This is a genomic window from Pseudomonas sp. Irchel 3A18, assembly GCF_900187465.1.
GTDB classification, from domain to species: domain Bacteria; phylum Pseudomonadota; class Gammaproteobacteria; order Pseudomonadales; family Pseudomonadaceae; genus Aquipseudomonas; species Aquipseudomonas cichorii.
The window spans coordinates 58,795-80,421 of record NZ_FYDI01000001.1 but is presented as its reverse complement, the minus strand read 5'-3'; the positions used below and the strand labels follow the sequence as shown (position 1 = coordinate 80,421).

The 21,627-nt window shown below is 56.5% G+C and carries 22 protein-coding genes and 1 pseudogene; 6 read left to right on the top strand and 17 right to left on the bottom strand.

Going from position 1 to position 21,627, the window contains the following annotated elements; genetic code table 11:
* Positions 1 to 4 precede the first annotated feature (4 nt).
* The 5 genes from flgJ to CKW23_RS00355 all read right to left on the bottom strand — a co-directional run bounded on the left by flgJ (position 5) and on the right by CKW23_RS00355 (position 4,730).
* Complete coding sequence (gene flgJ / locus CKW23_RS00375) at positions 5 to 1,234, bottom strand: flagellar assembly peptidoglycan hydrolase FlgJ (protein WP_095066860.1); 1,230 nt, start codon at positions 1,232 to 1,234, stop codon at positions 5 to 7.
* A 10-nt stretch (positions 1,235 to 1,244) separates the two neighbouring features.
* Entirely contained in the window at positions 1,245 to 2,354 is a 1,110-nt protein-coding gene (locus tag CKW23_RS00370) for a flagellar basal body P-ring protein FlgI (RefSeq protein ID WP_025260912.1), read from the bottom strand.
* A gap of 13 nt (positions 2,355 to 2,367) precedes the next feature.
* Complete coding sequence (gene flgH, locus CKW23_RS00365) at positions 2,368 to 3,081, bottom strand: flagellar basal body L-ring protein FlgH (protein ID WP_095067005.1); 714 nt, start codon at positions 3,079 to 3,081, stop codon at positions 2,368 to 2,370.
* A gap of 73 nt (positions 3,082 to 3,154) precedes the next feature.
* A complete protein-coding gene (gene flgG, locus CKW23_RS00360) occupies positions 3,155 to 3,943 on the bottom strand; it encodes a flagellar basal-body rod protein FlgG (protein WP_025260914.1) in 789 nt (262 codons plus the stop codon).
* A gap of 46 nt (positions 3,944 to 3,989) precedes the next feature.
* A complete protein-coding gene (locus tag CKW23_RS00355; RefSeq protein ID WP_095066859.1) occupies positions 3,990 to 4,730 on the bottom strand; it encodes a flagellar basal body rod protein FlgF in 741 nt (246 codons plus the stop codon).
* Between the two features lie 280 nt (positions 4,731 to 5,010).
* Between CKW23_RS00355 and CKW23_RS00350 the strand changes: the two genes are divergently transcribed.
* Positions 5,011 to 5,202 carry a hypothetical protein gene (locus CKW23_RS00350; protein WP_095067004.1) on the top strand — a complete coding sequence of 64 codons (192 nt, stop codon included), beginning with the start codon at positions 5,011 to 5,013 and terminating at the stop codon, positions 5,200 to 5,202.
* A 247-nt stretch (positions 5,203 to 5,449) separates the two neighbouring features.
* Here the strand turns inward: CKW23_RS00350 and flgE are convergent, their stop codons facing one another.
* The 8 genes and pseudogenes from flgE to CKW23_RS00310 form a co-directional block, all read right to left on the bottom strand.
* Positions 5,450 to 6,787, bottom strand: coding sequence for a flagellar hook protein FlgE (flgE, locus tag CKW23_RS00345; RefSeq protein WP_095066858.1), 1,338 nt, complete (start codon positions 6,785 to 6,787; stop codon positions 5,450 to 5,452).
* 28 nt (positions 6,788 to 6,815) lie between these two features.
* Positions 6,816 to 7,496 carry a flagellar hook assembly protein FlgD gene (locus tag CKW23_RS00340; protein WP_095066857.1) on the bottom strand — a complete coding sequence of 227 codons (681 nt, stop codon included), beginning with the start codon at positions 7,494 to 7,496 and terminating at the stop codon, positions 6,816 to 6,818.
* 15 nt (positions 7,497 to 7,511) lie between these two features.
* Positions 7,512 to 7,952 carry a flagellar basal body rod protein FlgC gene (flgC, locus tag CKW23_RS00335; protein WP_095066856.1) on the bottom strand — a complete coding sequence of 147 codons (441 nt, stop codon included), beginning with the start codon at positions 7,950 to 7,952 and terminating at the stop codon, positions 7,512 to 7,514.
* 3 nt (positions 7,953 to 7,955) lie between these two features.
* Complete coding sequence (gene flgB / locus CKW23_RS00330; protein ID WP_025260920.1) at positions 7,956 to 8,363, bottom strand: flagellar basal body rod protein FlgB; 408 nt, start codon at positions 8,361 to 8,363, stop codon at positions 7,956 to 7,958.
* A 204-nt stretch (positions 8,364 to 8,567) separates the two neighbouring features.
* Complete coding sequence (locus tag CKW23_RS00325; protein ID WP_095066855.1) at positions 8,568 to 9,851, bottom strand: efflux RND transporter periplasmic adaptor subunit; 1,284 nt, start codon at positions 9,849 to 9,851, stop codon at positions 8,568 to 8,570.
* Positions 9,844 to 11,319, bottom strand: a complete 1,476-nt coding sequence (locus tag CKW23_RS00320; RefSeq protein WP_095066854.1) for a TolC family protein — start codon at positions 11,317 to 11,319, stop codon at positions 9,844 to 9,846. The genes CKW23_RS00325 and CKW23_RS00320 overlap by 8 nt, the downstream gene beginning before the upstream one ends.
* Positions 11,312 to 12,526, bottom strand: a complete 1,215-nt coding sequence (locus CKW23_RS00315) for an ABC transporter permease (RefSeq protein WP_095066853.1) — start codon at positions 12,524 to 12,526, stop codon at positions 11,312 to 11,314. The genes CKW23_RS00320 and CKW23_RS00315 overlap by 8 nt, the downstream gene beginning before the upstream one ends.
* Positions 12,527 to 12,688: 162 nt before the next feature.
* Positions 12,689 to 13,274: pseudogene (locus tag CKW23_RS00310) on the bottom strand (ABC transporter ATP-binding protein); the annotation flags it as partial.
* Between the two features lie 467 nt (positions 13,275 to 13,741).
* Between CKW23_RS00310 and CKW23_RS00300 the strand changes: the two are divergent.
* Complete coding sequence (locus CKW23_RS00300) at positions 13,742 to 14,170, top strand: flagellar protein FlhE (protein WP_095066850.1); 429 nt, start codon at positions 13,742 to 13,744, stop codon at positions 14,168 to 14,170.
* A gap of 183 nt (positions 14,171 to 14,353) precedes the next feature.
* On the opposite strand, the gene cheR is transcribed toward CKW23_RS00300, so the two are convergent.
* Both cheR and CKW23_RS00290 read right to left on the bottom strand, forming a co-directional pair.
* Positions 14,354 to 15,181: a protein-glutamate O-methyltransferase CheR gene (cheR, locus tag CKW23_RS00295; protein ID WP_025260925.1), complete on the bottom strand. Its 828-nt coding sequence runs from the start codon at positions 15,179 to 15,181 to the stop codon at positions 14,354 to 14,356.
* Positions 15,182 to 15,225: 44 nt separating this feature from the next.
* The gene (locus CKW23_RS00290; protein WP_025260926.1) at positions 15,226 to 16,158 is read right to left on the bottom strand and encodes a chemotaxis protein CheV; all 933 of its coding nucleotides are present in this window, start codon (positions 16,156 to 16,158) and stop codon (positions 15,226 to 15,228) included.
* Positions 16,159 to 16,237: 79 nt separating this feature from the next.
* Between CKW23_RS00290 and flgA the strand changes: the two genes are divergently transcribed.
* From flgA to CKW23_RS00270, 4 genes are all read left to right on the top strand, one after another.
* Positions 16,238 to 16,996: a flagellar basal body P-ring formation chaperone FlgA gene (gene flgA, locus CKW23_RS00285; protein WP_025260927.1), complete on the top strand. Its 759-nt coding sequence runs from the start codon at positions 16,238 to 16,240 to the stop codon at positions 16,994 to 16,996.
* A 162-nt stretch (positions 16,997 to 17,158) separates the two neighbouring features.
* Positions 17,159 to 17,476 carry a flagellar biosynthesis anti-sigma factor FlgM gene (gene flgM, locus CKW23_RS00280; RefSeq protein WP_025260928.1) on the top strand — a complete coding sequence of 106 codons (318 nt, stop codon included), beginning with the start codon at positions 17,159 to 17,161 and terminating at the stop codon, positions 17,474 to 17,476.
* A 50-nt stretch (positions 17,477 to 17,526) separates the two neighbouring features.
* A complete protein-coding gene (locus tag CKW23_RS00275) occupies positions 17,527 to 17,994 on the top strand; it encodes a flagella synthesis protein FlgN (protein ID WP_025260929.1) in 468 nt (155 codons plus the stop codon).
* 82 nt (positions 17,995 to 18,076) lie between these two features.
* Positions 18,077 to 18,823 (top strand): flagellar brake protein, encoded by a 747-nt coding sequence (locus tag CKW23_RS00270; protein WP_025260930.1) that lies wholly within the window; start codon positions 18,077 to 18,079, stop codon positions 18,821 to 18,823.
* A gap of 78 nt (positions 18,824 to 18,901) precedes the next feature.
* Here CKW23_RS00270 and CKW23_RS00265 read toward each other — a convergent pair whose 3' ends face one another.
* A complete protein-coding gene (locus CKW23_RS00265) occupies positions 18,902 to 20,248 on the bottom strand; it encodes an MFS transporter (RefSeq protein WP_025260931.1) in 1,347 nt (448 codons plus the stop codon).
* Positions 20,249 to 20,302: 54 nt separating this feature from the next.
* The gene (locus CKW23_RS00260; RefSeq protein ID WP_162883694.1) at positions 20,303 to 21,544 is read right to left on the bottom strand and encodes a glutamine synthetase family protein; all 1,242 of its coding nucleotides are present in this window, start codon (positions 21,542 to 21,544) and stop codon (positions 20,303 to 20,305) included.
* Between the last annotated feature and the right edge of the window lie 83 nt (positions 21,545 to 21,627).

Genomic DNA, 21,627 nt, shown 5'->3' with positions numbered 1-21,627 from the left:
AACCTTATAAAGTCGTGGAAGAGCCCGTTGCAGCGGCGTAGTTCTGGTAACTCTTCATCTGTTTCGCAATCTGCGAAATCTTGCTTGCGTAGGCCGGGTCCGTGGCGTAACCGGCCTTCTGCAATTCTTTTACATACTGTTCAGAGTTATCGGCGGAGTTGACGACTTCTTTATACCGATTGTTGTTCTGCAACAGGCTGACCAAGTCATGGAAGCTGTCGGCGTAGGAATCGTAGGAACGGAAGTCCGCCGTCTCCTTGACCATCTTGCCGTCACGGAACTCGCTGGTGATCGCACGGGCCTGCGCCCCTTGCCAGCTACCGGTTGCCTTGATGCCAAACAGGTTGTGGCTGCTACTGCCATCCTGCTGACGCATGATGGATTTACCCCAGCCGGTTTCCAGCGCAGCCTGGGCCACCAGCATGACGGGATCGACGCCAATGCGCGCTGCCGCCTCCTTGGCCAGAGGCAACATTGTCGCCACAAACTGGTCGGAGTTGCCGAAAGCACGCTTGGCCGGCGCCAACGGCGGCTGGGCCATGGTGCGAACGTATTGCGGCTCGGCAAGATTGGGATCCAGCGTCCAGTCACCATTGCTACCGGTCGGTGTCGCACGCTGCGCAGCCATCGGGCTATTGGCATTGGTGCTGGCGGTTGCTGTCGAGGGCACAATCCCCAACAGCAGACGATCGGTAAGCTTGGTCGGCAATGCCAGGCGACGCGAATTGAGCAGCGCCATGTCATTACGCCCTTCGACAGAGCCAGCAGCCCCCGCCTTGTTGTCTGCCGCTGCCGAGCGAGTCGCCCACAACGGACGCTGATAGACGCTGGCGGCCAATCCCGCCTTGGAGGAATCCGTCGCAGCAGCCTGAATACTACTCGCCGCAGCCGCGTGATTGACGCCCTTGTCCTTGGACAGCTGGCGCATCAGCACATCCTGCAGCCCAATACCATTGGCACGGGTCGACAGGGTAACGGCCAACTGCTGGTCATACATGTCCTGATACTGCCGTGTTGCCGCAGTATTCAGCGGATTGTCCTTGGCCAGCACTTCGTTGGCCGAACGCATGGCCTTGAGCATCTGGCTGACGAACAGCGACTCGAACTCCCGGGCCACCTTCTTCAGGTTTTCCGGGCTGTCCTTGTCGCCATTCTTCAAAGCGGCCAGACGATTGACATCGGTATAGGCACCCGAATCGACCGTCGTGGAAATTCCGCTCTTGGGCATATCCATGCTCGATTCCTCAGATCACGATCAGGTCGGCTTGCAACGCGCCGGCCTGCTTCAATGCTTCAAGAATGGCCATCAAGTCGCCTGGGGCAGCGCCCACCTGGTTGACCGCACGAACGATTTCATCCAGCGTGGTACCCGGGCCGAACTTGAACATCGGGTGCATTTCCTGCTGGGCGTTGAGCCTTGAGCGCGGCACCACAGCCGTCTGCCCGTTGGAAAGCGCGCCCGGCTGGCTGACGATCGGATCTTCAGTGATGGTCACGGTCAGACTGCCGTGAGTCACGGCGGCTGGCGACACCTTGACGTTCTGACCGATCACGATAGTGCCGGTCCGCGAGTTGATGATGACCTTGGCGGCAGTCTGACCCGGATCGATCTCCAGGTTTTCCAGAATCGACAGGTAATCCACACGCTGACCCGGATCCAGAGGCGCAGTCACACGCACCGAACCACCGTCCAGCGCCTGGGCAACGCCAGGGCCAAGCATGTCGTTGATCTTGTCCACGATGCGTTTAGCCGTGGTGAAGTCGGAGCGGTTGAGGTTAAGTGTCAGGCTGTTGCCCTGATTGAAACCGCTCGGCACGGCACGTTCGACCGAAGCACCGCCCGGAATACGACCGGACGACGGAACGTTGACGGTAATCTTCGAGCCGTCACGACCTTCAGCATCGAAACCACCGACCACCAGATTGCCCTGGGCAATGGCGTAGACGTTGCCATCGACACCTTTGAGCGGAGTCATCAACAGGCTGCCGCCGCGCAGGCTTTTGGAGTTACCGATGGACGACACACTGATATCCACCACCTGACCTGGCTTGGCGAAGGGTGGCAGGTCCGCATAGACCGCTACCGCAGCAACGTTTTTCAACTGCACGGTGCCAGAACCGCTCGGCACCTTGATACCGAACTGCGACAGCATGTTGTTGAAGGTCTGCAGGGTGAACGGCGTCTGAGTGGTCTGGTCACCCGTGCCATTGAGGCCGACGACCAGGCCATAACCGATCAATTGGTTGGCCCGTACGCCCGAGATACTGGCGATGTCCTTCAGGCGCTCGGCCTGAACACCGAAGGCAGTGGACAGCAGCAGGGTTGCCGCAATCAGTTGCTTGAACTTGATCATGTCTATCCCGCTATCAGAAAGGGAACAACGGGCTGAGGAAGAACCGGTCGAACCAGCCTGGCTGGTTGGAGTCGGCAAATGCACCAGTACCTGAATACGTGATACGCGCATCAGCCACTCGCGTGGACGACACAGTGTTATCGGTGGCAATGTCGTCGGCACGAATCAGACCGGCAATACGGACCAGCTCATCACCGGTATTGAGGGTCAGCCACTTTTCGCCACGCACCGCCAGAATGCCGTTGGGCATGACATCAGCCACCGTCACCGTCACCGAACCGGTCAGGCTGTTGCTCTGGGCGGCCTGCCCCTGACCTGCGGTAGAACGTGCGCCCGTGTAGCCGGCATTGAGACTCAGGTCGTTACTACCGATCGGGTTATTGGTCGTCAACCCGGAACCGAACAACGAAGTCAGACCCAGGTTGGCAGTGCTGTCCTTGGTAATGGCAGAGCTTGCAGCCTTGCTGGAAGCCATTCGCTCGGAAAGCGTGATGGTGATGATGTCACCCACACGAAAGGCTTTGCGGTCGCCATACAGGTTCTGCTCGAAACCGGCCTGATAGATCGCACCATTGTTTGCAGCGGCAGACATGGGCGTACGCGGCAACACCGGCGCGTAATAAGGGTCATTCGGCTTGGCAGAAGGCGCCACACAGCCTGACAGCAAGACAATCGCACTCAAGGGTGCGATCAACACTGAAAAACGCAGAACACTAAGGCGTTTCATGACACTTGAAACCTCGCGGTGTAGCAGGCGCCCATCAGACGCCATGTCGGTTTTGAGCAGATACATCAGGGTCTTACAGATTCTGAGTCAGGTTCTGCAACATCTGGTCGGCAGTCGAGATCACTTTGGAGTTCATCTCGTAGGCACGCTGGGTGGTGATCATGTTGACCAGCTCTTCAACCGTGCTCACGTTGGAGTTTTCCAGGGTGTTCTGCAGGGTGGTACCCAAGCCGTTCAAGCCAGGAGTACCCACTTGAGGAGCGCCGCTGGAACCGGTTTCCAGGTACAGGTTGCCGCCAATGGCCTGCAGGCCGGCCGGGTTGATGAACTCGGCGGTCTGGATATTGCCGATGACCTGCGGCGTGGCAGTGGCGCCCGCTACGGTGATCGAAACAGTACCGTCCTGACCGACAGTGAATGTCTGGGCGTTCTGAGGAACGACAATCGCAGGCTCAAGGGCATAACCATTGGCCGTCACGATCTGGCCAGTGGAGTCCAGGTGGAAAGTACCGTCGCGGGTGTAGGCAATGGTGCCGTCAGGCTGCGAAATCTGGAAGAAACCACGACCATTGACGGCCAGGTCCAGAGGGTTCTCTGTGGTCTGCAGGCTACCGGCGGTGAAGTTCTTTTGCGTACCGACGATGCGCACACCTGTACCCAGTTGCAGACCGGACGGCAGTTCGCTGTCCTGAGTCGACTGAGCACCCGGCTGGCGCTTGATCTGATAGAGCAAGTCCTGGAATTCGGCACGATCACTCTTGAAACCTGTGGTCGAAACGTTCGCCAGGTTGTTGGAGATGGTGGTCAGGTTGGTGTCCTGAGCAGCGAGGCCGGTTTTCGCAACGTATAGTGCAGGAAGCATTCGTATTCTCCTCAAGCGCCGGTTTGTCGGCGCAAGCTGTCAATGGTTAGCCAAGTTGCAAGACGCGAGCCATCGCCTGGTCATCTTCTTCAGCTGTTTTCATCATCTTGACGTGCAATTCAAACTGCCGGGCCAGGGCCAGCACCGAGGTCATTTCCTCCACAGCATTGACGTTGCTCGCCTGCAGAAAACCGGACTCGACACGCACATTGGCATCCATTGGCGCAGCCTGACCGCTCTTGGTATGAATCAGGCCGTCCGGGCCTTTCTCCATGGTGCTCATATCAGGATTGACCAGTTTGATTCGGTCAACCTGCGCCATCACCTGCGGGCTTTCACCCATGGAGCGAATACTGATCGTGCCGTCGGCACCGATCTCGATCTGTTGCTCAGGCGGCACGGCAATCGGCCCACCGTTGCCCATGACCGGCAAACCGCTGCCGTTGCGCAACACACCCAGGGCATCGATATTCATGCCGGCACTGCGGGTATAGGCCTCACCACCATCAGCAGTCTGGACCGCAATCCAGCCATCACCCTTGACGGCAACGTCCAGCTCGCGACCGGTCTGGATCAGTGCGCCACCGGAGAAGTCAGTACCCGGACGCTCACCCATCGCATAGGCACGCGAAGGCATGACCTCACCAAATACCGGCATCGAACGGGCCTGTTGCAGGTCGCGCATGAAGCCATTGGTCGATACGTTAGCCAGGTTGTTGGCATGCACCTTTTGCGCCTGGGCGTTTTCAGACGCCCCGCTCATTGCGACATAAAGCAACTTGTCCACAGTCTTCCTCCTCCGACAGACGCTTGCCGCCTGTAGCTGTTCTGAATGGGAGAAAGCAATTTTTGAACCAACTTTTCAGAATGGATACAAAGGCCTGATTCTCCTGTAAAAACCGGAGCATGAAGGGCAACAGGTAAAACCCCATCCTGCAAGAGCGGCGGTAGATTGCCGCCACCGCGCAAACCGGCATGGCACACCGCCAAAAAAACTTCGCTTACCCTGAGCGATCCGCCTGATGAGGGTGATAACCTTGCCGAAACTCCACACAACGAGAATCGGCATGCACTTCCGAGCGCAACTTCTCGCCCTCATCGCAACACTGCTGATGACCAGCGCCCTCTTCGCCCAGGCCGCTCCCGCCCGCTATTACAAATGGCAGGGTGACAGCAGGATTGTCTGCGCCCAGACCAGTCCGGGACCGGGATGGAAACGACTGAATGGCTGGTTCATCAAATCGGATTGCTCGGCCTGAGCAGACTTCACCACAGCCATACCGATCAGTTAAGGTCAATGAATCACTTAGTTTGCTGGCAACTTCAGCGTACAGACGCAGAATATCTGCCGGTTTTCAGGCCTTTTCGCCAGCAAGCTGCCTTCCACACGTTTTGCTTATGCCTTAACTGATAGGCATTACTTCATCACAGCGGCTTTCAAGCTTCCAGAAACAAGAAAGCCCCTTGGCAAAGGGGCTTTCTTCAACACTTCATCAAAGCCGGTTATCAGGTCATCTGAATAGTGGTCTGCATGATGGTGCTTTCAGTCGAAATGGTTTTCGCATTCGCCTGATAGTTGCTTTGCGCCTTGATCAGGTTGACCAGCTCCAGCGTCAGATCAACGTTGGAATCTTCCAGCGCCTGGCCCGTGATGTAGCCCAGGGTTCCCGACTGCGGAACACCGGTCACCGGCAGACCGGAAGCGAAGGTTTCGCGCCAGTTGGTGCCACCCGCTGGAGAAAGACCCTGCACGTTGGCGAATGTCGTCAGAGAAACCTGGCCAATTACCTTCGACTGACCGTTGGTGTAGGAAGCGAACAGGTTGCCACTGGCATCCACGCTCATATCCTTGATCTGACCGGCAGCATAACCATTCTGGGTCTGAGTGATAGGACCCGACACGGAAGCAGTCTGGGTAGCCTGGGTCATGTCCAGCCTGATGCCCGAAGTGACACCGACAGCACCGTTGGCAACCCAGGTCACAGAGGTGCCAGTACCGGTCTGCATGGCAGGAACCCAGTTGTTGACCTGAAAAGTACCGTCGGCATTGACTGCCACGTTGGTACTGGCCGACGGGACCGACGGGGTCGCCGAAGTATTGATGACCATGTTGCCGGAGGTATCGAAAGTCAGGTTGTTACGGTCAGCCGTGGTACTGGCCGGATTGCTGATACTGCGACCGTCGATCAGCGAATACATAGCCCAGGTATTGGTGCCCGTTTTAGCCAGATACGTTTCCAGAGAGTGCTCGTTACCCTGAGAGTCGAAGACCTTGGTGCTATAGGTGAAGTTATAGCTATTGGTATTCGTCGCATCGAACGGCGTGATCGTCGGAACTGTCGACGTCGAATTGAGGTTGGCCACGTTGGTGATGATACTGGTCGGATTCGCCGCCTGGTTTGAACTGTCAACTCGCAGGTTACCCGAGACGCCCACGGCAACATTACCGTTCGCATCAACGTTGTAACCCTGAAGGTTCATGCCCGAGCTATTGACGACAAAGCCATCCTTGTCGGTACGGAATGCACCGGCACGGGTATAGAGCGTCTCGCCGCTGTTGCTGAGCATGAAGAAGCCATTACCGTTGATTGCCAGGTCCAGACTGTTGCCAGTCCCGGTGGTCAGGCCACCCTGGGCAAACTGCTGGGAAACCGCAGCCGTGGTCACACCGCTACCAATGCTGGTACCGCCGGAAGTACCACGAATCGACTGAGCATACTGGTCAGCGAATTCGATACGCGACTGTTTGAAACCAGTGGTCGCAACGTTGGCAATGTTGTTGCCGGTAACGTCGAGACTTTTGTTTGCTGCATAGAGCCCACTAAGGCCGATATTGAATGACATGTACCACTCCTACGCCGTCTAGTCGGCTCTATATTCCGATTGATTGCACTTTGGACAAAGCGATCGAATTGCCGCCAGCCAGGTTTAGCGTCATTTCCCCGCCACTCACAGCCGTAGTAACGCTATTGACTGTTGCTGGAAGGTAAGTCGAGAGACCATTGTTTGTGCCGTTGATAGTGCCACTTGCAATAAAGCTGTAAGTCCCCGAAGGCATGGCAGCGCCTTCGCTGTTGAGGCCATCCCAGGTGAAACTTGCATTGCCTGCGCTCTTGGAGCCCAGGTCGATGGTATCCACCAGATTGTTGCTGGCATCGTAGACCTTGACCGTCGTCGCCGAGGTCGAAGACGGAACGACAACCGAACCGGACAAGCCCTTGGTGGTATCCACCTGAGCAGTCCCGGTCTCGACAATCACCGAACGCCCCACCAGCGAAGAAGCCTGCAACGCTTGCGAAGACTTGTAGCTGGTCGCAATCGAGTCAACGGTCGAAGTCAGGTTCTGCATGCTTTCCAGACTGCTGAACTGCGCCAACTGCGCAACGAATTGCGTGTTGTCCTGCGGATCCAGCGGGTTCTGGTTTTTCATCTGGGTGACGAGCAGTTGCAGGAACGCATCCTTGCCCAGCGCTTCGCCCGAACTGCTGGCACTGGCTTTGGGGTTCTGCAGCGAGCTTATAAAATTCGTCGACAGATCGTTTTCAACGGCCATAAATTTCGCCCTTTATCACTGACCGAGGGTCAGAACCTTCTGCATCATGGATTTTGCGGTGTTCATGATTTCGGCGTTCGTCTGGAACGAACGGCTGGCGGAAATCATGTCGGCCATTTCTTCCACGACATTGACGTTGGGGTAATAGACATACCCGTTCTTGTCAGCGGCAGGATGATTAGGCTCGAAACGCGCCTCAAGGTTGGAACTGTCTTCAATGATGCCGCTGACCTGAACGCCCTGACCGGCATCGCCCTGATCCTGAAACAGCGAGCCACCGTTGGACTGCTGACCCTGCAACACGGTCGCAAATACCGGGTGACGGGCGCGGTAAGTCTGATCCATGCTCGATGAAACAGTCTCGGCGTTAGCGATGTTACTGGCCGTGGTGTTCAGACGCGTGGTCTGGGCACTCATGGCGCTACCGGCAATGTTGAACACATTGGCTAGTGACATGGATTATTCTCCGCGCAGGGCTGAAATCAGCCCTTTGAACTTGCTGTTGAGCAGGGTGAAGCTGGCCTGGAAACCCATGGCGTTATCGGTGTAGCTGGCCTGCTCGACTTGCGAATCGACGGTGTTCTGGTCCAGCGAAGGCTGAGACGGGGTGCGGTACATCAACGTACCGTCGCCATTGCCCATGCCTTCAGCTTCGATATGACGGTTATTGGTCATGTTCAGCGCAAAACGACCGTTCTGAGCCTTCTCGTTTTCGGCGGCCAGCACCGAGGAAAAGTCCAGATCACGGGCCTTGAAATTCGGGGTATCGGCGTTGGAAATGTTGTTGGCCAACACCTCTGCACGCTGAGCCCGGAAGTTGAGGGCCTTTTCGTGTATGCCTAATGCTTTATCGAAGCTGATGCTCATTTCGGGAAACCTTTGCCGGTTGACCTGATTCTCGTATCACTGAGAAAGCAATCAGCGTGCCAAATCCATAAAGCCAATGTTTACGGGGCTTGTAGCGACTGCCAGGGCGGCAATGCCAGAAAAGCGGCAAGGCATTTCCGCTATGAGAGGGTAAAGCGGCAAGGGATGTGCCGTTTTTTTGCCATGACCGCTGGAGGCAAGCTATCACTGCGCCGAGGCAGCCAGCTCGACATAACCGGGCTTGAGCCCCGAAACCTCAACACCCTGAGGCATCGCACGACCGACACTGACCATGACCTGTTGTGATACATCGGCCATGTCTTTTCGATAAACCACGAAAGTTCTACCTTCAGCGTCCTGGTGCAAGGCCTCAGCCGGAAGCACAAAACCGTTTTCAGCGCGGTAAGTCACGATAGCCAGACGCGCACTCATGCCAAGACGCACCTTCGATTGCTGAGCCGCGGTCAAGGGCGCGATATTGATCACAACCTCGTAAGTCGTACCGCCACCAAACATATCGGAGGCCACACCCTGGGCTGCAATGGAAGAAATGGCCCCCTCAAGGGTAATACCATCAAAACCTTCGCCCGTGACCTGCACCGGCATACCCTCGGACAATTGATGCAGATCCGCCTCTTCGACACGAGCCACCGCCCTGATCTGTTCCAGACTGGCCAGCTCAAAAAGCGGCACACCTTGAGCCATGCGCATTCCTTGCTGGACCAAAGGCGACGTGCCGCCTTCAGGCCTTTGGGGACGCAACACAATACCGGCAAACGGTGCCACGATCTCGCGTCGGGCATGCAGCGCCTGCAAAGCCTGATAGCGCGACTGGGCATTGGCCAGCTCCATTTCAGCTATCTGCCGGTTTTCACCTTTCCCCTTCTCCATCACGGTGCGCAACTCCGATTGAGAGGCGACCATATCAAGCTGCTGCATTCTGGCTTGCTGCTCAAGCGCTTCCACATCCATGCGAGCCACAATACCGCGTTCAAACAACCGGCGAGTATCAGCCAGTTTTCGCTCGGTATCGCTCAAGCCATATTGCGCGGTGGTCACGGTACGCCGCGCCCGCGCCATCTCTTCACCCTGCGCCCAGTTCTGCATATCCTTTACTGACCGCTGAAGCTTCAATTGGGCGGCAAGTGCCTCACGCAGTTGAATATCCAGTTGTGTCGTGTCCAGCGTCAGCAAATGCTTGCCGCGCTCGACCTGCTGCCCCTCGACAACGGCAACCTCCTGCACGACACCCTCAAACGGAGCTGCCATGGTTGATCGACTGGACGCTTCGATTCGCCCGACCAGGCCCAACTGGTTTTCCAGCAATTGCGGCTGCACAGGAATCCAGCTGACACCCGGAGATATCGGCTCAAGCCGCGCTTGATAGCCATAGACAATGCCCGCAAAAAGTCCTGCGGCAACCACCCCGGCAATAACAGCCCGACCACCGACGCGAAAGGTGCGTAAGCGCGCCAGATACTTAGTCATTGAGATCAATCTCCCAGCTCTCCAGGGTCGTACCCAGCCTCTGATCCAGTTCAGTCTGGGCATTAAGGTAGGCAATCAGTGCATTAAGGCGAGCATTCTCCGCATTGCGCAGATCCGACTCGAAACTCAAGACCTGGAAGTTACTGGAACGACCGGCCTGTAACTTTTCCCGCTCGATATTCAGCTTGCGTAACGAGAGCTCTCGAGCGCGCTGGGAAATTTCATACTGCCGCCAGCGCGTCCCCAGATCGCGCACCCCGTCGCCAACATCACGGGCCAGGGACTGATTGGCCTCAGCCAGAAGCAGATCCTGATTCTCCACATCGACCCTTGCCCGCACTTCGGCTTGTCGACGACTTAAATCACCAATCGGAATGTCGACCTGAATACCGGCATAGCCTTCCCAGGTGCGCGTCGTACCCGGACCGAAGTCATTCTGAGTGCGATCCCGAATCTGAGTGGCCCCACCGATCAACGACACATCCCACAGTCGATCATTGCGGGCAACAGCAAGGTTGATTTCTGCCTGCTTGGTGGCGATCAACCGGGTGAGATAAGCAGGCTGCCGCTCTTGCGCCGTGGCAAGCGCCTGGGTCAGGCCAACCTCTATGCGCCGAGCATCGAGCACTTCCGCCGCCCGCACTCGCGTCCCGAGATCCAGAGCCAGAAGACGCAGCAACTCAAGACGGCTGGCATCGAGCTGGTTGGAAGCCTCTTCTATGGCCAGTTCCTGATTGGCGACATCGGCCTCGGTCTGAACAATATCGAACTCAGCCATCTGCCCCGCAGAAATCATGGCCCTGTTCGCGTCAAGCAACTGACGTGAGCGCTCCAGGGCATCGCGCGCGATACGAACCTGCTCCTGAGCGCGCAACAACTCACGATACCCCGTGATGATCTGGGTAATGGTGTCCGAAACCGTCGACTTCAGAGCCAGGCGATTGACCTTTTCTGAAAGCACAGCCAGACGCACGGGAGCGGTGGCGATCTCTTTCCCGGCACCGCGCAACAAAGGCTGAATGACCGTCAGGGTGGCACCATCATTACGACTGCGACCCGTACTGTCGGCCAGCGTCAGCTGGTTAGTCCAGGCCAGACTGAGCTGGGTACCGTACTCGCTCAGCATCGTGGTTTGCGGGATGACCTGGGTCTGGCGATAGCTATCACTCTGACTGCGGTTAGCCAGATAACGACTGCTAAGAACCAGCTTGGGTGTAAAACGATCCTGAGCAACCCGCAAGTCGAACTTCTGTGCAATGCGCTCCAGATAAGCACTGCGGATGGAACGGTTTGCGCGCAGCCCCAAAAATACGGCATCCGCCAAGGTAAGCTCGATGGTCTGCTCATTCAGGGAAACAGTCCTGCCCGGCATGCTTGGAGCATCAGGGGCCAGAGGCGCAGCAAGTGAAGGCTGTACTGCATAAAAAACCAGACAGAGCACTGCCGCGAAACGATAACGATCAGTCATCGCGCAACGCCTGTACCGGCTCAAGCCGGGCGGCCATGAGGGCCGGGTTCAAACCAAAGAAAAGCCCCACAAGCAGCGAACTGGTAATACCCAGAGGAAGAGAAGGAATAGACAACGTAAAGCTCCAGCCCGACAGCACCGAAAATAGCCATGCCGCCAGCAAACCGATACACGCACCCACCGATGCACCAGCGACGGACAACACAGCAGCCTCCAGCAAAAACAACCGCCCGATATCCAGCGGCCTTGCACCCAGCGCCATGCGAACACCGATTTCCCGGCGACGCTCTGACACATTCATGACCATCACATTCATGACCCCCACGCCACCGACCAGCAGGGAAATACCGCCAAGACCTGCCAGCAGGTAGGAAAAAGTGCGGGACTGTTGAGCCATGCCGTCAATCAACTGCTGGGGAATCTGCACCTGAACATCTCGGCCCGGCGCTAATGGCCGTAAAAAATCAGTCAGGGCATTTCCATCCTTCTCAAGGGTTTCACTCCCTCTACCCCTGGCGACGATATTGCTGATTTCAGGTTTTGAGCTGATACGCCGCATGCCCTCGATCGGCACGACAATAGCCTGATCCACAGCGACAGGAATCAGCGGATTCTGTCCGTGCTCGGCCAGTATCCCGACCACCTCAAAGAGGTAACTGTCGACCTGTATACGCTTGCCCGCTACATCCTGAATATTCTGGATTCCCAGATCCCTGGCCACTTGCGCCCCCAGCACGGCATAAGTACTTCGAGCGTCATGGCGGGAAAGAAATCGGCCTTGAGTCACCCGAAGCCCAAGGACCGCCAACAAATCACTGGATGTGCCCACCACACTTGCATTGTGTGCCCGGCCATCAAAACGAGCCCTGGTCGACAGCACGATGAGGGGCGCGATATCAAGGATCCCGGGGACTGCATCAATGACAGCCTGGCTATCCAGCGTAGCGGGAGCCGGACGCATCTTGACCCCTGGCATTGCCGCAAAGCTGACGACCAGCATATCGCTGCCGAGCCCCTTGAATGCACTGATTGCCTCATTGGCTGCGTTCTGACCGATATTCAGCAAGGCGACCACAGAGGCACACCCCACAGCGATCCCCAGCAAGGCAAGCAACGACCTGCGACCCAAAAGACGCAAGCTGTTCAAGGGCTCCATGAAGATCTGCCCAAGCGATGGGCCGTAACGTACAGACGTATTCTCAGGCATGTGCAATCCCGACAGACGACACAGACTCTTCAAGGCAGCCGTCTTTGACATTCAGGCATCGCTGCATATGCCGGGCCATGGCGTTATCGTGAGTCACCACGATCAGCGTGACGCCCTGCTCCCGATTCAGGGAAAGCAGCAAGGCAAGAATCTCGGCGGCAGTCGTGCTGTCGAGGTTTCCGGTGGGCTCGTCGGCAAGAATCAAAGCAGGCTGCCCGACCAGAGCGCGAGCAATCGCAACCCTCTGACGCTGCCCGCCCGACAGTTCGGCAGGCCGATGGTGAGCCCTGTCGGCCAGGCCAACACGCTCTATTTCACGCTGCGCCGCCACTCGCGCGGCATGACGGGAATAACCGCGATACAGCAACGGCAAGGCTACGTTATCAAGGGCATTGAGGCGCGGCAGCAAATTGAAGCTTTGAAAGACAAACCCGATAAGCTGATTGCGAACCCTGGCTCGCTGCTCTGCCGAGGCACTCCCCATATCCAGACCATCAAGAAACAGACCGCCAGAGGTTGGACGATCAAGGAGACCCAGGATATTAAGCAGCGTGCTCTTGCCTGAGCCAGAGCTTCCGACGATGGCGCAGCTCTGCCCGCGCTCGATAGAAAGAGAGACATCGCGCAGGACCGAGTGAGATACCGCGCCTGCCTGATAGGAATGGCAGATACGATCCAGTTGAATCAGGTTTGTGCAAGGTAGCGGCGTGGCGCTTCTGCATTGCTCCTGAGTGACTTGCCCTTCCATTGCGTACAGCCTTCTCCATGACCTCGTATTCGCCCGCCCTTATAGCACTTCAACAGAGAAGGTTGGAGTATTTTCAAAAAAAAAGAATTCAACACCCGCCTCCCACATCCTGAACAGACTTACTAACAACACGATAAGGAAAATCAAAATGTGACAAGAAATTTCAATTACAACCAACACTTTCAGCAGGGTCTTTATATCAAAACTTCCATAACCTCATGAAAACAAAGCACCTGCATGAAAGCCTTCCAAGATAGACACTTCCAAAGCCAAGTCAACCCGCCCCACCACCACATGACGCAACTATTTCGGCACGAAGAATGCTATAAAACCTTAAGCACCCTTAATATTGTTTTTTTATACAACCTCCTTGTTTCAGTGAAAATGAGAAGGTATAAAGTGCGAGCCTTCCCGTTCACTACGGGAGGTGGCTTGTCATACAATATGGAATATAGGGATTATTAAAGATGAAAAGAAAAGGTATTTTAGGATGTTTGGCAGCACTGGCGATGGCAACAGTTGCCGGTAACGCCGTTGCGGCAGGCGGCGCCTATTCTGGAAACGCAGTCGTTAGCCCCACCTACTCTTCCAACCTCTGGAACACCACTAACTTTCCGATTCTGGGCGCACCTCCCGCCAGCGGCAGGATCACCTCTATCAGTTGGAACTACTCGATCGGCACCATCCCCGCAAATGCAACTTTCACTGCCTATCTGTGCCAGGGCAGCACCAACGCCTGCATCAACGTGACTTCCATGAGAAGCGGAGTGACACAGGCGTTCAACAACAGAGCGCCTAATCAGGCATTCTTCCTGTATCACCAGATCTATCGCTCAGGCACCTTCTCTCCAGTATCGGGTGGCCCGGCACAAGTCATCGTGAACTGGGATAATTAATCCCGACCAGAAACTTGCGGAATCATCGACATTCAATTATCGGTGACTCTGCAAGTCTCATGAGACTCTTCGCTTGTTGCCTCCCAGAAAACCTGCTCAAGCATATCAATCAGTCTTCACAACATTACGCCCACAAAAAAAGAGACCCGAAGGTCTCTTTCATGCCCATGCAAAACCCGACCATCACTTGGCCTTGTAGATAATCCCCGGACTGCACTGAACCATCTGATAATGATCCGGCAAGCCGTTAAGCGCTTCGGAGGCACCCAGGAACAGGTAGCCACCCGGTTTGAGCGTACCGTGGATGCGCAGCAGGATGTCTTTCTTCACTTCAGCCGAGAAGTAGATCAACACGTTGCGGCAGAACACGATGTCGAACTTGCCCAGGCTGGCGTAGCTGTCGAGCAGGTTGAATGAACGAAATTCGACACGGCTCTTGATCGGAGCCTTCACTACCCAGCGACCCGGACTTTTCACGTCGAAGTAGCGCTGCAGGCGATCCGGCGACAGGCCGCGGCCAATTGCCAGGCTGTCGTACTCACCGGTCTTGCAGTTGGTGAGCATCAAGCCGGACAAGTCGGTAGCAACGATCTGCGCACCCGCCTTGAGCTGGCCCGGATTGCTGCGCTCGAACTCGTCGATGGACATCGACAGCGAATACGGTTCCTGGCCGGATGAACAGGCGGCCGACCAGATGCGCAAACGCTGACCGGGGCTGGCCTTGATCTGCTCGGGCAGCACCTTGTTCTTCAGCACCTCAAAGGGATAGGTATCACGAAACCACAGGGTTTCGTTGGTTGTCATCGCATCGACCACCTGCTCACGCAAACCACTGCGAGGCTGGGACTGGATACGCTGTACCAGTTCGCCCAACGATTTGAGCCCCTGCTGCTCCATCAGCTTGTTGAGACGGCTGGAGACCAGGTACTGCTTGTTTTCCCCCAGCAAGATGCCACAGGCTTTTTCCAGAAAGACCCGGAACTGTTCAAAATCCAAATTACCTGTAGACAAGGTGCCGCCTCTCAAAATCATGTGAACCACCAAGGGCGACGCCCCTAGCTATTATCTGCCGCCTTGATCCGCGCCACGACCCTGGCCGCCAGGTCATCAGGTCGAAATTTCGCGAGAAAATCGTCAGCACCCACTTTCTTTACCATCGCCTGATTGAATACCCCGGAAAGCGAAGTATGCAAGGTGATGTGTAACTTCTGCATTCGTGGATCATTGCGTATGGCTGTTGTAAGGGTATAGCCATCCATCTCCGGCATTTCAATGTCGGAGATCATCATCAGAAACTCTTCTTCAGGTTTCTTGCCCTCTTCAACCATTGCCTTCAGGTAATCCAGCGCCTGACGACCGTCGTTCAAGGCAACCACCTCGACACCGACCGTTTCCAGGCAGCGACTCACCTGCTTGCGTGCAACCGACGAGTCATCGACCGTCAGCACCCGCAACGAAACGGCCTTGCTGTGAGTCTCTTCGTCGATAACGCCGTGGGAAACACCCTCGGTAATCGGCGCCACCTCGGCGAGAATCTTCTCGACGTCGATGATTTCCACCAACTGATTGTCGACACGAGTCACGGCCGTCAGATAGTGGTCGCGCCCGGTGCCCTTGGGTGGCGGATGAATCTCTTCCCAGTTCATGTTCACGATGCGTTCGACCGAATGCACCAGAAAACCCTGAACCTTGGTGTTGTACTCAGTAATGATGACGAAGGAATTAACCAGCGAAATCATTCCGGTCGAGCCCGTCGCCATTGCCAGATCCATGATCGGGATCGTGCCACCGCGAATGTTGGCCACACCACGCACAATCCGGCTGGACTTGGGCATGACAGTCAGTTTCGGGCATTGCAGTACTTCTTTAACCTTGAATACGTTGATCCCATAGAGCTGCTTGCCGTCAAGACGGAACAACAGCAGCTCAAGGCGATTCTGACCGACCAGCTGAGTTCGCTGGTTCACCGAATCCATTACACCCGCCATGCCCGACCCCCTTAACAAAAGCCACCGTTCGCCACGCACCAGATTTGGCAAGCGGCACGAGCCTTGCTTTTTATACGCCATGAACACAAAGACGACAATTTTTCGACACCTGAAACTGGAAACCCGCAGACTGCTCTGCGTGATCGCTCTCCTGTGCCTTTCAAGCACTGCAAACTACGGCCGCGCCGAGAATTTCACACTGCCTGAACAGCTTATCGGCGTCACACAGGGGTTTCTTGAGTTCACAGTAGAAGACTATTTAGCGAGCAACCAGATTGAAGGCCGTTTTGAAATTCAGGTGAGGCAGTTGGACCCCAGAATGCGCATGGGCTCCTGTGACAAGGATTTGACAGCAAAACTGGAAAGCGCCAAGCCATTGGGCAGAGTGAGCGTACGTGTACGCTGTGAAGGCTCATCCCCATGGACTGTGTTTGTGCCGGCGGAAGTGAAGCTGTTTCGCAATGTGGTGGTGTCGGTACGTCCCCTGAAACGCGACAGTATTGTGTCGCAGGACGATGTCATGTTGAGGGAAAGGGACATCGGCAGCCTGGGCCTGGGTTTCCTCTCTTCACTGGATCAGGCAGTCGGGCAAAAGGTAATCCGACCAACGGTCATCGACCAGGTCATGTCACCAGTATTTCTGGAACAGCCACAGATGGTTCGCAAGGGCGACCAGGTGGTCATTACCGCCCGCAGCGGCTCGCTGGCGGTGCGTATGCCCGGCGAGGCGCTGTCCGATGGCGGTTTCAACGAGCAGATACGGGTGAAAAACCTGAATTCCAATCGCGTCATCAAGGCCAATATTATCGGCCCCGGGCAGGTGGAAGTCGCAATGTAGATCGATTGAGGCTGGCGTCGAACGCGCGTTTTTCCTAGACTGCGGTGCATATTCCCGCGGTGGAAAGCCCGTTCCATATGCTTTTCACACAAAGCCTAAAGTTTTTTTGGGTTGGGCCGAAAACAAGGCAAGCGTCCAAACACCCAAGAGGTTTTTTCAATCATGGTCATCGATTTCAGTCGCCTTGGAAATTCACAGTCTGCCGGTAGCGTTTCGCGCACCGGGACTACAAAGGAAAGCGGTAAAACCGGCGCACCCGAATCTGCAGCAACGGCTGCAAACGTCAAAGGCACCGGAGAATCCGTTCATTTGAGCAGTGAGGCTCAGCAGTTGCAGAAGATCACTGATAAGTTGGGCGACCTGCCAACCGTCAACAGCGCTCGCGTCGCCGAGTTGAAGCAGGCGATTGCAGACGGCACCTACACAGTGGACAGCAACCGCGTAGCCAGCAAACTGCTCAACTTCGAAACCCAACGCTAAGCCCTGTGCTTGCGGTGGATAATCTGGACGCTTGAAAACCAGAGCATGCGATGCAAGATACTACTTTGCTTCAGATGATCACCGACGGCATGGTTCCAACCCGGCAACTGCTTGAGTTGCTGCATGCCGAGTCACTGGTTCTGCACGGTCGCGACATGGGCGAGATGGAACATATCCTGGCGCAGAAACAGGCGCTGGTGATTCTCCTCGAGCAACATGGCCGCAGGCGCAGCCAGTTACTTGCCGGCCTTGGGCTACCTGCGAACCGCAAAGGTCTCCAGGAGCTGGCCAGCCATTCGGATGTGGGCGAACAGCTTATCGCCGCGAGCGATGAACTGAGCGCATTGATCGCTGAGTGCCAGGCTATCAACGAGCAAAATGGTAGTCTTATCCAGTTGCAGCAGGTGACAACCGCTCACCAGCTCCGCATCTTGAAGGGTGCCGATACCCCGACGCTGTATGACAGCCGTGGATCGACCGCAGGAAGAGCAAGGCCACGTCCTCTCAGTCAGGCGTAACTTCCTGTTTCAAGGTTTAGTGCGTAGTGGCAGAATGCCTGTTGTTGCGTTGCCGTAGTATTTTGCCTGGAGAAGTTAAAACGTGAATGGCTCAAGCGCGGATGATGCTCCGCAGCCCCCGAAGGTCCTCAATACACCTTTGGAAATTGCCGCCAACCTGCGGTTACTACATGAACATAATGATCCACTGATCATTACCTTTCATGAGCGCGCCCAACGCTTCCAGAGCTACCTGATCGAGGTTGATCGTGACAGTAACGTCATGGCCCTCGATGAAATGATTCCACGCGACGGTGAACGATTCCTGGCCAATGGCGAATCGTTCAGGGTCGAAGGCTTCCACGACGGTGTGCGCATCGCCTGGGAAAACTCGGAGCAGATGACCATCGTCGACGTGGATGGCCAGCGCCTCTACCGCGGCCCCCTGCCCACCGAAGTGATCTACCACCAGCGTCGCAACGCCTTCCGTGCAGCCCTCAAGCTCGCACAACTGGTCGACATTGAAATCGGTGGCGACAGACTCAAATCCCCTCTGGTCGGCAAACTCCTGGATATCTCGGCAACCGGCTGCAAGCTGCGCTTCGAGGGCGATGTGTCCGAGCGCATGCAACTGGGCCAAGTGTACGAACGCTTCATCGCCAAGCTGCCTTTCGGCGCGATGACCGCACCGGTGGAACTGCGCTACCTGCACTTTGAAGAAAGATTCCACACCACCTTCGCAGGCGTACGCTTCCACAACATGAGCGGCCTGGTACAGCGCCAGGTGGAGCGCTTCGTTTATCAACTGCAACGCGAAGCACGTCGGTTCGATAAAGACGACGATTTTTGATAGAGGTGGCTGAAAGCTGCAAGTTTCAAGCTACAAGCTTTTGACTTGCGGCTTCTGGCTTGCAGTTCCGCCCTCCCATCAAGGCCGATTGATTTCCTCGTCTTCAAGCCTCACCGACGATTCAGCACTGGCTTTCGGCTCTGACTCCGGCTCCGGCTCAACCGTGGCCTGCATCTGCTCCTGAACCACCTGCTCGTCGACACGCGGGTCAAGCGCGACCACCAGTGGCGAACTGGACATGCTGTCCGGCATTGCCACGTGATGCAACGGCGCGTCATCCACCTGATGCTGATGGGTAACCGCTTTAGGACGTGTCAGCAGCGCCAGCACCAGTGATATGAAACACACAAACGCATAAAGCATGTTGCTGCCGAACTGTTTCATCAGGGCGCCAGCTACCAGCGGGCCGATACTGGCGCCAATCCCGAAAGTCATCAGCAGCATTGCTGTCAGCGATACCCGCCGCTCACCTTCAACGTGGTCATTGGCAAAGGCCACCGCCAGTGGATACAGGCTGAACTGCACCAGAGAAGCGACGAAACCCACTATAAACAGCATTTCCAGCGGCATGCTCGGCAAAACGGCAAGCGGCAAGGAGGCCAGCACCAGAACACCTGCAAAAGCGCGCATCAGGTGCGCCCGGTCATAACGATCGGACAACAGGCCCAGCGGCCATTGCACCAGCAGGCCGGCAAGAATGCAGAAGCCCATGAACATGCCCACATGCTCGGTCGACAGACCTTGCTGGGCGGCATACAGCGGCGCCAGACCATAGAAGGCACCGACGATAAGCCCGGACGCCAGCACGGTGGTCAACGACTGCGGCACGCGGCTGATGAAAAAGCGCGGTTCCAGCGGAGCAGGACGCAACGGCGCCGGGTGAATGCTGCGGGTCATGGCCACCGGCACCAGACAGAGGGCAAAACACATGGCGATCAGCATCAGCAGCTCAGGCCCGAGCCCTGGGTGAACCACCAGAATCAGTTGTCCCAAGACAAGCCCCAGGTACGACGCAATCATGTAGCCGCTGAAGACCATGCCTCGCTGGCGTGCCGCCGCCTGCTCGTTGAGCCAGCTTTCGACCACCATGTACTGACACATCATCCCCAACCCGACGATCATGCGCAGGAACAGCCAGGCCGGCAGCCAGTTGATCAACCCAAGCCCCAGCACCGCAGCGCCCACGATCCCGGCGCAGGTCGCATAGGCACGGATGTGCCCTACCCGGCCGATCAGGCGATGACCCACCTTGCCACCCAGCACCAACCCGAAATAGTTGGCGGCCATCATCGCACCGATCCACAGACCGTCGACCTCATCGGCCGCCAGCCGCAAGGCCAGGTAGGTGCTTAAAAGACCCGAGCCGATCAACATCATCAGCGAAGCGAAATACAGACCCCGAAAAGACTTCCAGATTTGACGCATGGACATTCCAAAAATAAAGAGTCGCCCGTACAGGCGACGCCAAAACAACGGTTCTTAGACCTGGGCACCCAGCACACGCCGCTCCCAGGGGGTTATTTCATCAAGAAAACTGGTCAGCTCCATGGTCTTCGAGGCGATGTAGCCTTCGATAAACACCTGACCAAACAGTTCCTTGGCCAACGGACTGCGCTTCAGACGCTCCAGAGCAGCATGCAAGGTACAAGGCAATGCCAATTCTTGCGGCACCACAATTTCACCCTGGATCGGCGCTGTGGACTCCAGTCTGTGTTCGATGCCATACAGACCTGCCGCCAGGCTTGCCGCAATGGCCAGATAAGGATTGGCGTCGGCACCCGGCAGACGATTTTCCACTCTTCTGGCCTGGGCCGCACTCGCCGGAATACGTAGCCCAGCGCTGCGATTATCGTAGGACCAGCACGCATTGTTGGGCGAGGCATAAGGATGAAACAGCCGTTGGTAAGAGTTCACATGAGGCGCAAACAACGCGGTGAAATCGACAAGGCAAGCCTGCTGCCCACCAATGAAATGCCGGAAAACCTCTGTCGGCTGGCCGCTTTCATCACTGAATACATTACGCCCCGACGCCGACTCCACCACACTCTGGTGAATATGCATCGAACTGCCCGCCGTCTGCGCCAACGGCTTGGCCATGCACACCACGTTCAGACCGTGCTTGAGCCCGACCTCCTTGAGCAGGTGCTTGAACAGGAAGGTCTGGTCGGCCAGCAGCAAAGGGTCGCCATGCCACAGATTGATCTCGAACTGGCTGACGCCCATCTCATGCATGACCGTGTCACGTGGCAGTCCCAGTTCCGCCATGCATCGGTAGACCTCCTTGAAGAACGGGCGCAGGCCATTATTGGAACTGATACTGAAGGCCGAAAAACCTTCTTCACGCCGACCATCCAGCCCCAGCGGCGGCACAAAAGCCAGAGCGGGATCAGGGTTGGGAGCAAAGACAAAGAATTCGAGTTCGGTCGCCACCACCGGCGCCAGACCGCGCTCGGCATAGCGAGCAATGACGGCCTTCAACTGCACACGCGTCGACAACTCGCAACCTTCACCACTCAGGTTATCGGCGTCACAGATCGCCAACGCACGCGGCTGCTCGCTCCAGGGCAGGCGATGGATCTGTTGCGGATCAGCGACCAGAGCAAGGTCGCCATCATCACTGCTGTAAAAGCGCGCGGGTGGATAGCCTCCCATGATGCATTGCAGCAATACACCACTGGCCAGTTGCAGGCGGCGCCCCTCAAGGAAACCGGCAGCGGTCATCACCTTGCCTCGTGGCACGCCATTCAGATCCGGTGTCACACACTCCACCTCATCGATGCCCACCAACCGTTGCGCAAGGGAAT

Excerpts from the sequence above, each read along its gene's own strand:
- flgE (WP_095066858.1), bottom strand. The coding sequence starts at position 6,787 with ATGTCATTCAATATCGGCCTTAGTGGGCTCTATGCAGCAAACAAAAGT.
- CKW23_RS00350 (WP_095067004.1), top strand. The coding sequence starts at position 5,011 with ATGCACTTCCGAGCGCAACTTCTCGCCCTCATCGCAACACTGCTGATG.
- CKW23_RS00300 (WP_095066850.1), top strand. The coding sequence starts at position 13,742 with ATGAAAAGAAAAGGTATTTTAGGATGTTTGGCAGCACTGGCGATGGCA.
- CKW23_RS00325 (WP_095066855.1), bottom strand. The coding sequence starts at position 9,851 with ATGACTAAGTATCTGGCGCGCTTACGCACCTTTCGCGTCGGTGGTCGG.
- flgB (WP_025260920.1), bottom strand. The coding sequence starts at position 8,363 with ATGAGCATCAGCTTCGATAAAGCATTAGGCATACACGAAAAGGCCCTC.
- CKW23_RS00340 (WP_095066857.1), bottom strand. The coding sequence starts at position 7,496 with ATGGCCGTTGAAAACGATCTGTCGACGAATTTTATAAGCTCGCTGCAG.
- flgG (WP_025260914.1), bottom strand. The coding sequence starts at position 3,943 with ATGCTTCCTGCACTATACGTTGCGAAAACCGGCCTCGCTGCTCAGGAC.
- CKW23_RS00265 (WP_025260931.1), bottom strand. The coding sequence starts at position 20,248 with ATGCGTCAAATCTGGAAGTCTTTTCGGGGTCTGTATTTCGCTTCGCTG.
- CKW23_RS00320 (WP_095066854.1), bottom strand. The coding sequence starts at position 11,319 with ATGACTGATCGTTATCGTTTCGCGGCAGTGCTCTGTCTGGTTTTTTAT.
- CKW23_RS00275 (WP_025260929.1), top strand. The coding sequence starts at position 17,527 with ATGCAAGATACTACTTTGCTTCAGATGATCACCGACGGCATGGTTCCA.
- CKW23_RS00315 (WP_095066853.1), bottom strand. The coding sequence starts at position 12,526 with ATGCCTGAGAATACGTCTGTACGTTACGGCCCATCGCTTGGGCAGATC.
- flgH (WP_095067005.1), bottom strand. The coding sequence starts at position 3,081 with ATGAAACGCCTTAGTGTTCTGCGTTTTTCAGTGTTGATCGCACCCTTG.
- flgC (WP_095066856.1), bottom strand. The coding sequence starts at position 7,952 with ATGTCACTAGCCAATGTGTTCAACATTGCCGGTAGCGCCATGAGTGCC.
- CKW23_RS00370 (WP_025260912.1), bottom strand. The coding sequence starts at position 2,354 with ATGATCAAGTTCAAGCAACTGATTGCGGCAACCCTGCTGCTGTCCACT.
- flgJ (WP_095066860.1), bottom strand. The coding sequence starts at position 1,234 with ATGGATATGCCCAAGAGCGGAATTTCCACGACGGTCGATTCGGGTGCC.
- flgM (WP_025260928.1), top strand. The coding sequence starts at position 17,159 with ATGGTCATCGATTTCAGTCGCCTTGGAAATTCACAGTCTGCCGGTAGC.
- CKW23_RS00290 (WP_025260926.1), bottom strand. The coding sequence starts at position 16,158 with ATGGCGGGTGTAATGGATTCGGTGAACCAGCGAACTCAGCTGGTCGGT.
- CKW23_RS00260 (WP_162883694.1), bottom strand. The coding sequence starts at position 21,544 with ATGACCGCTGCCGGTTTCCTTGAGGGGCGCCGCCTGCAACTGGCCAGT.
- flgA (WP_025260927.1), top strand. The coding sequence starts at position 16,238 with ATGAACACAAAGACGACAATTTTTCGACACCTGAAACTGGAAACCCGC.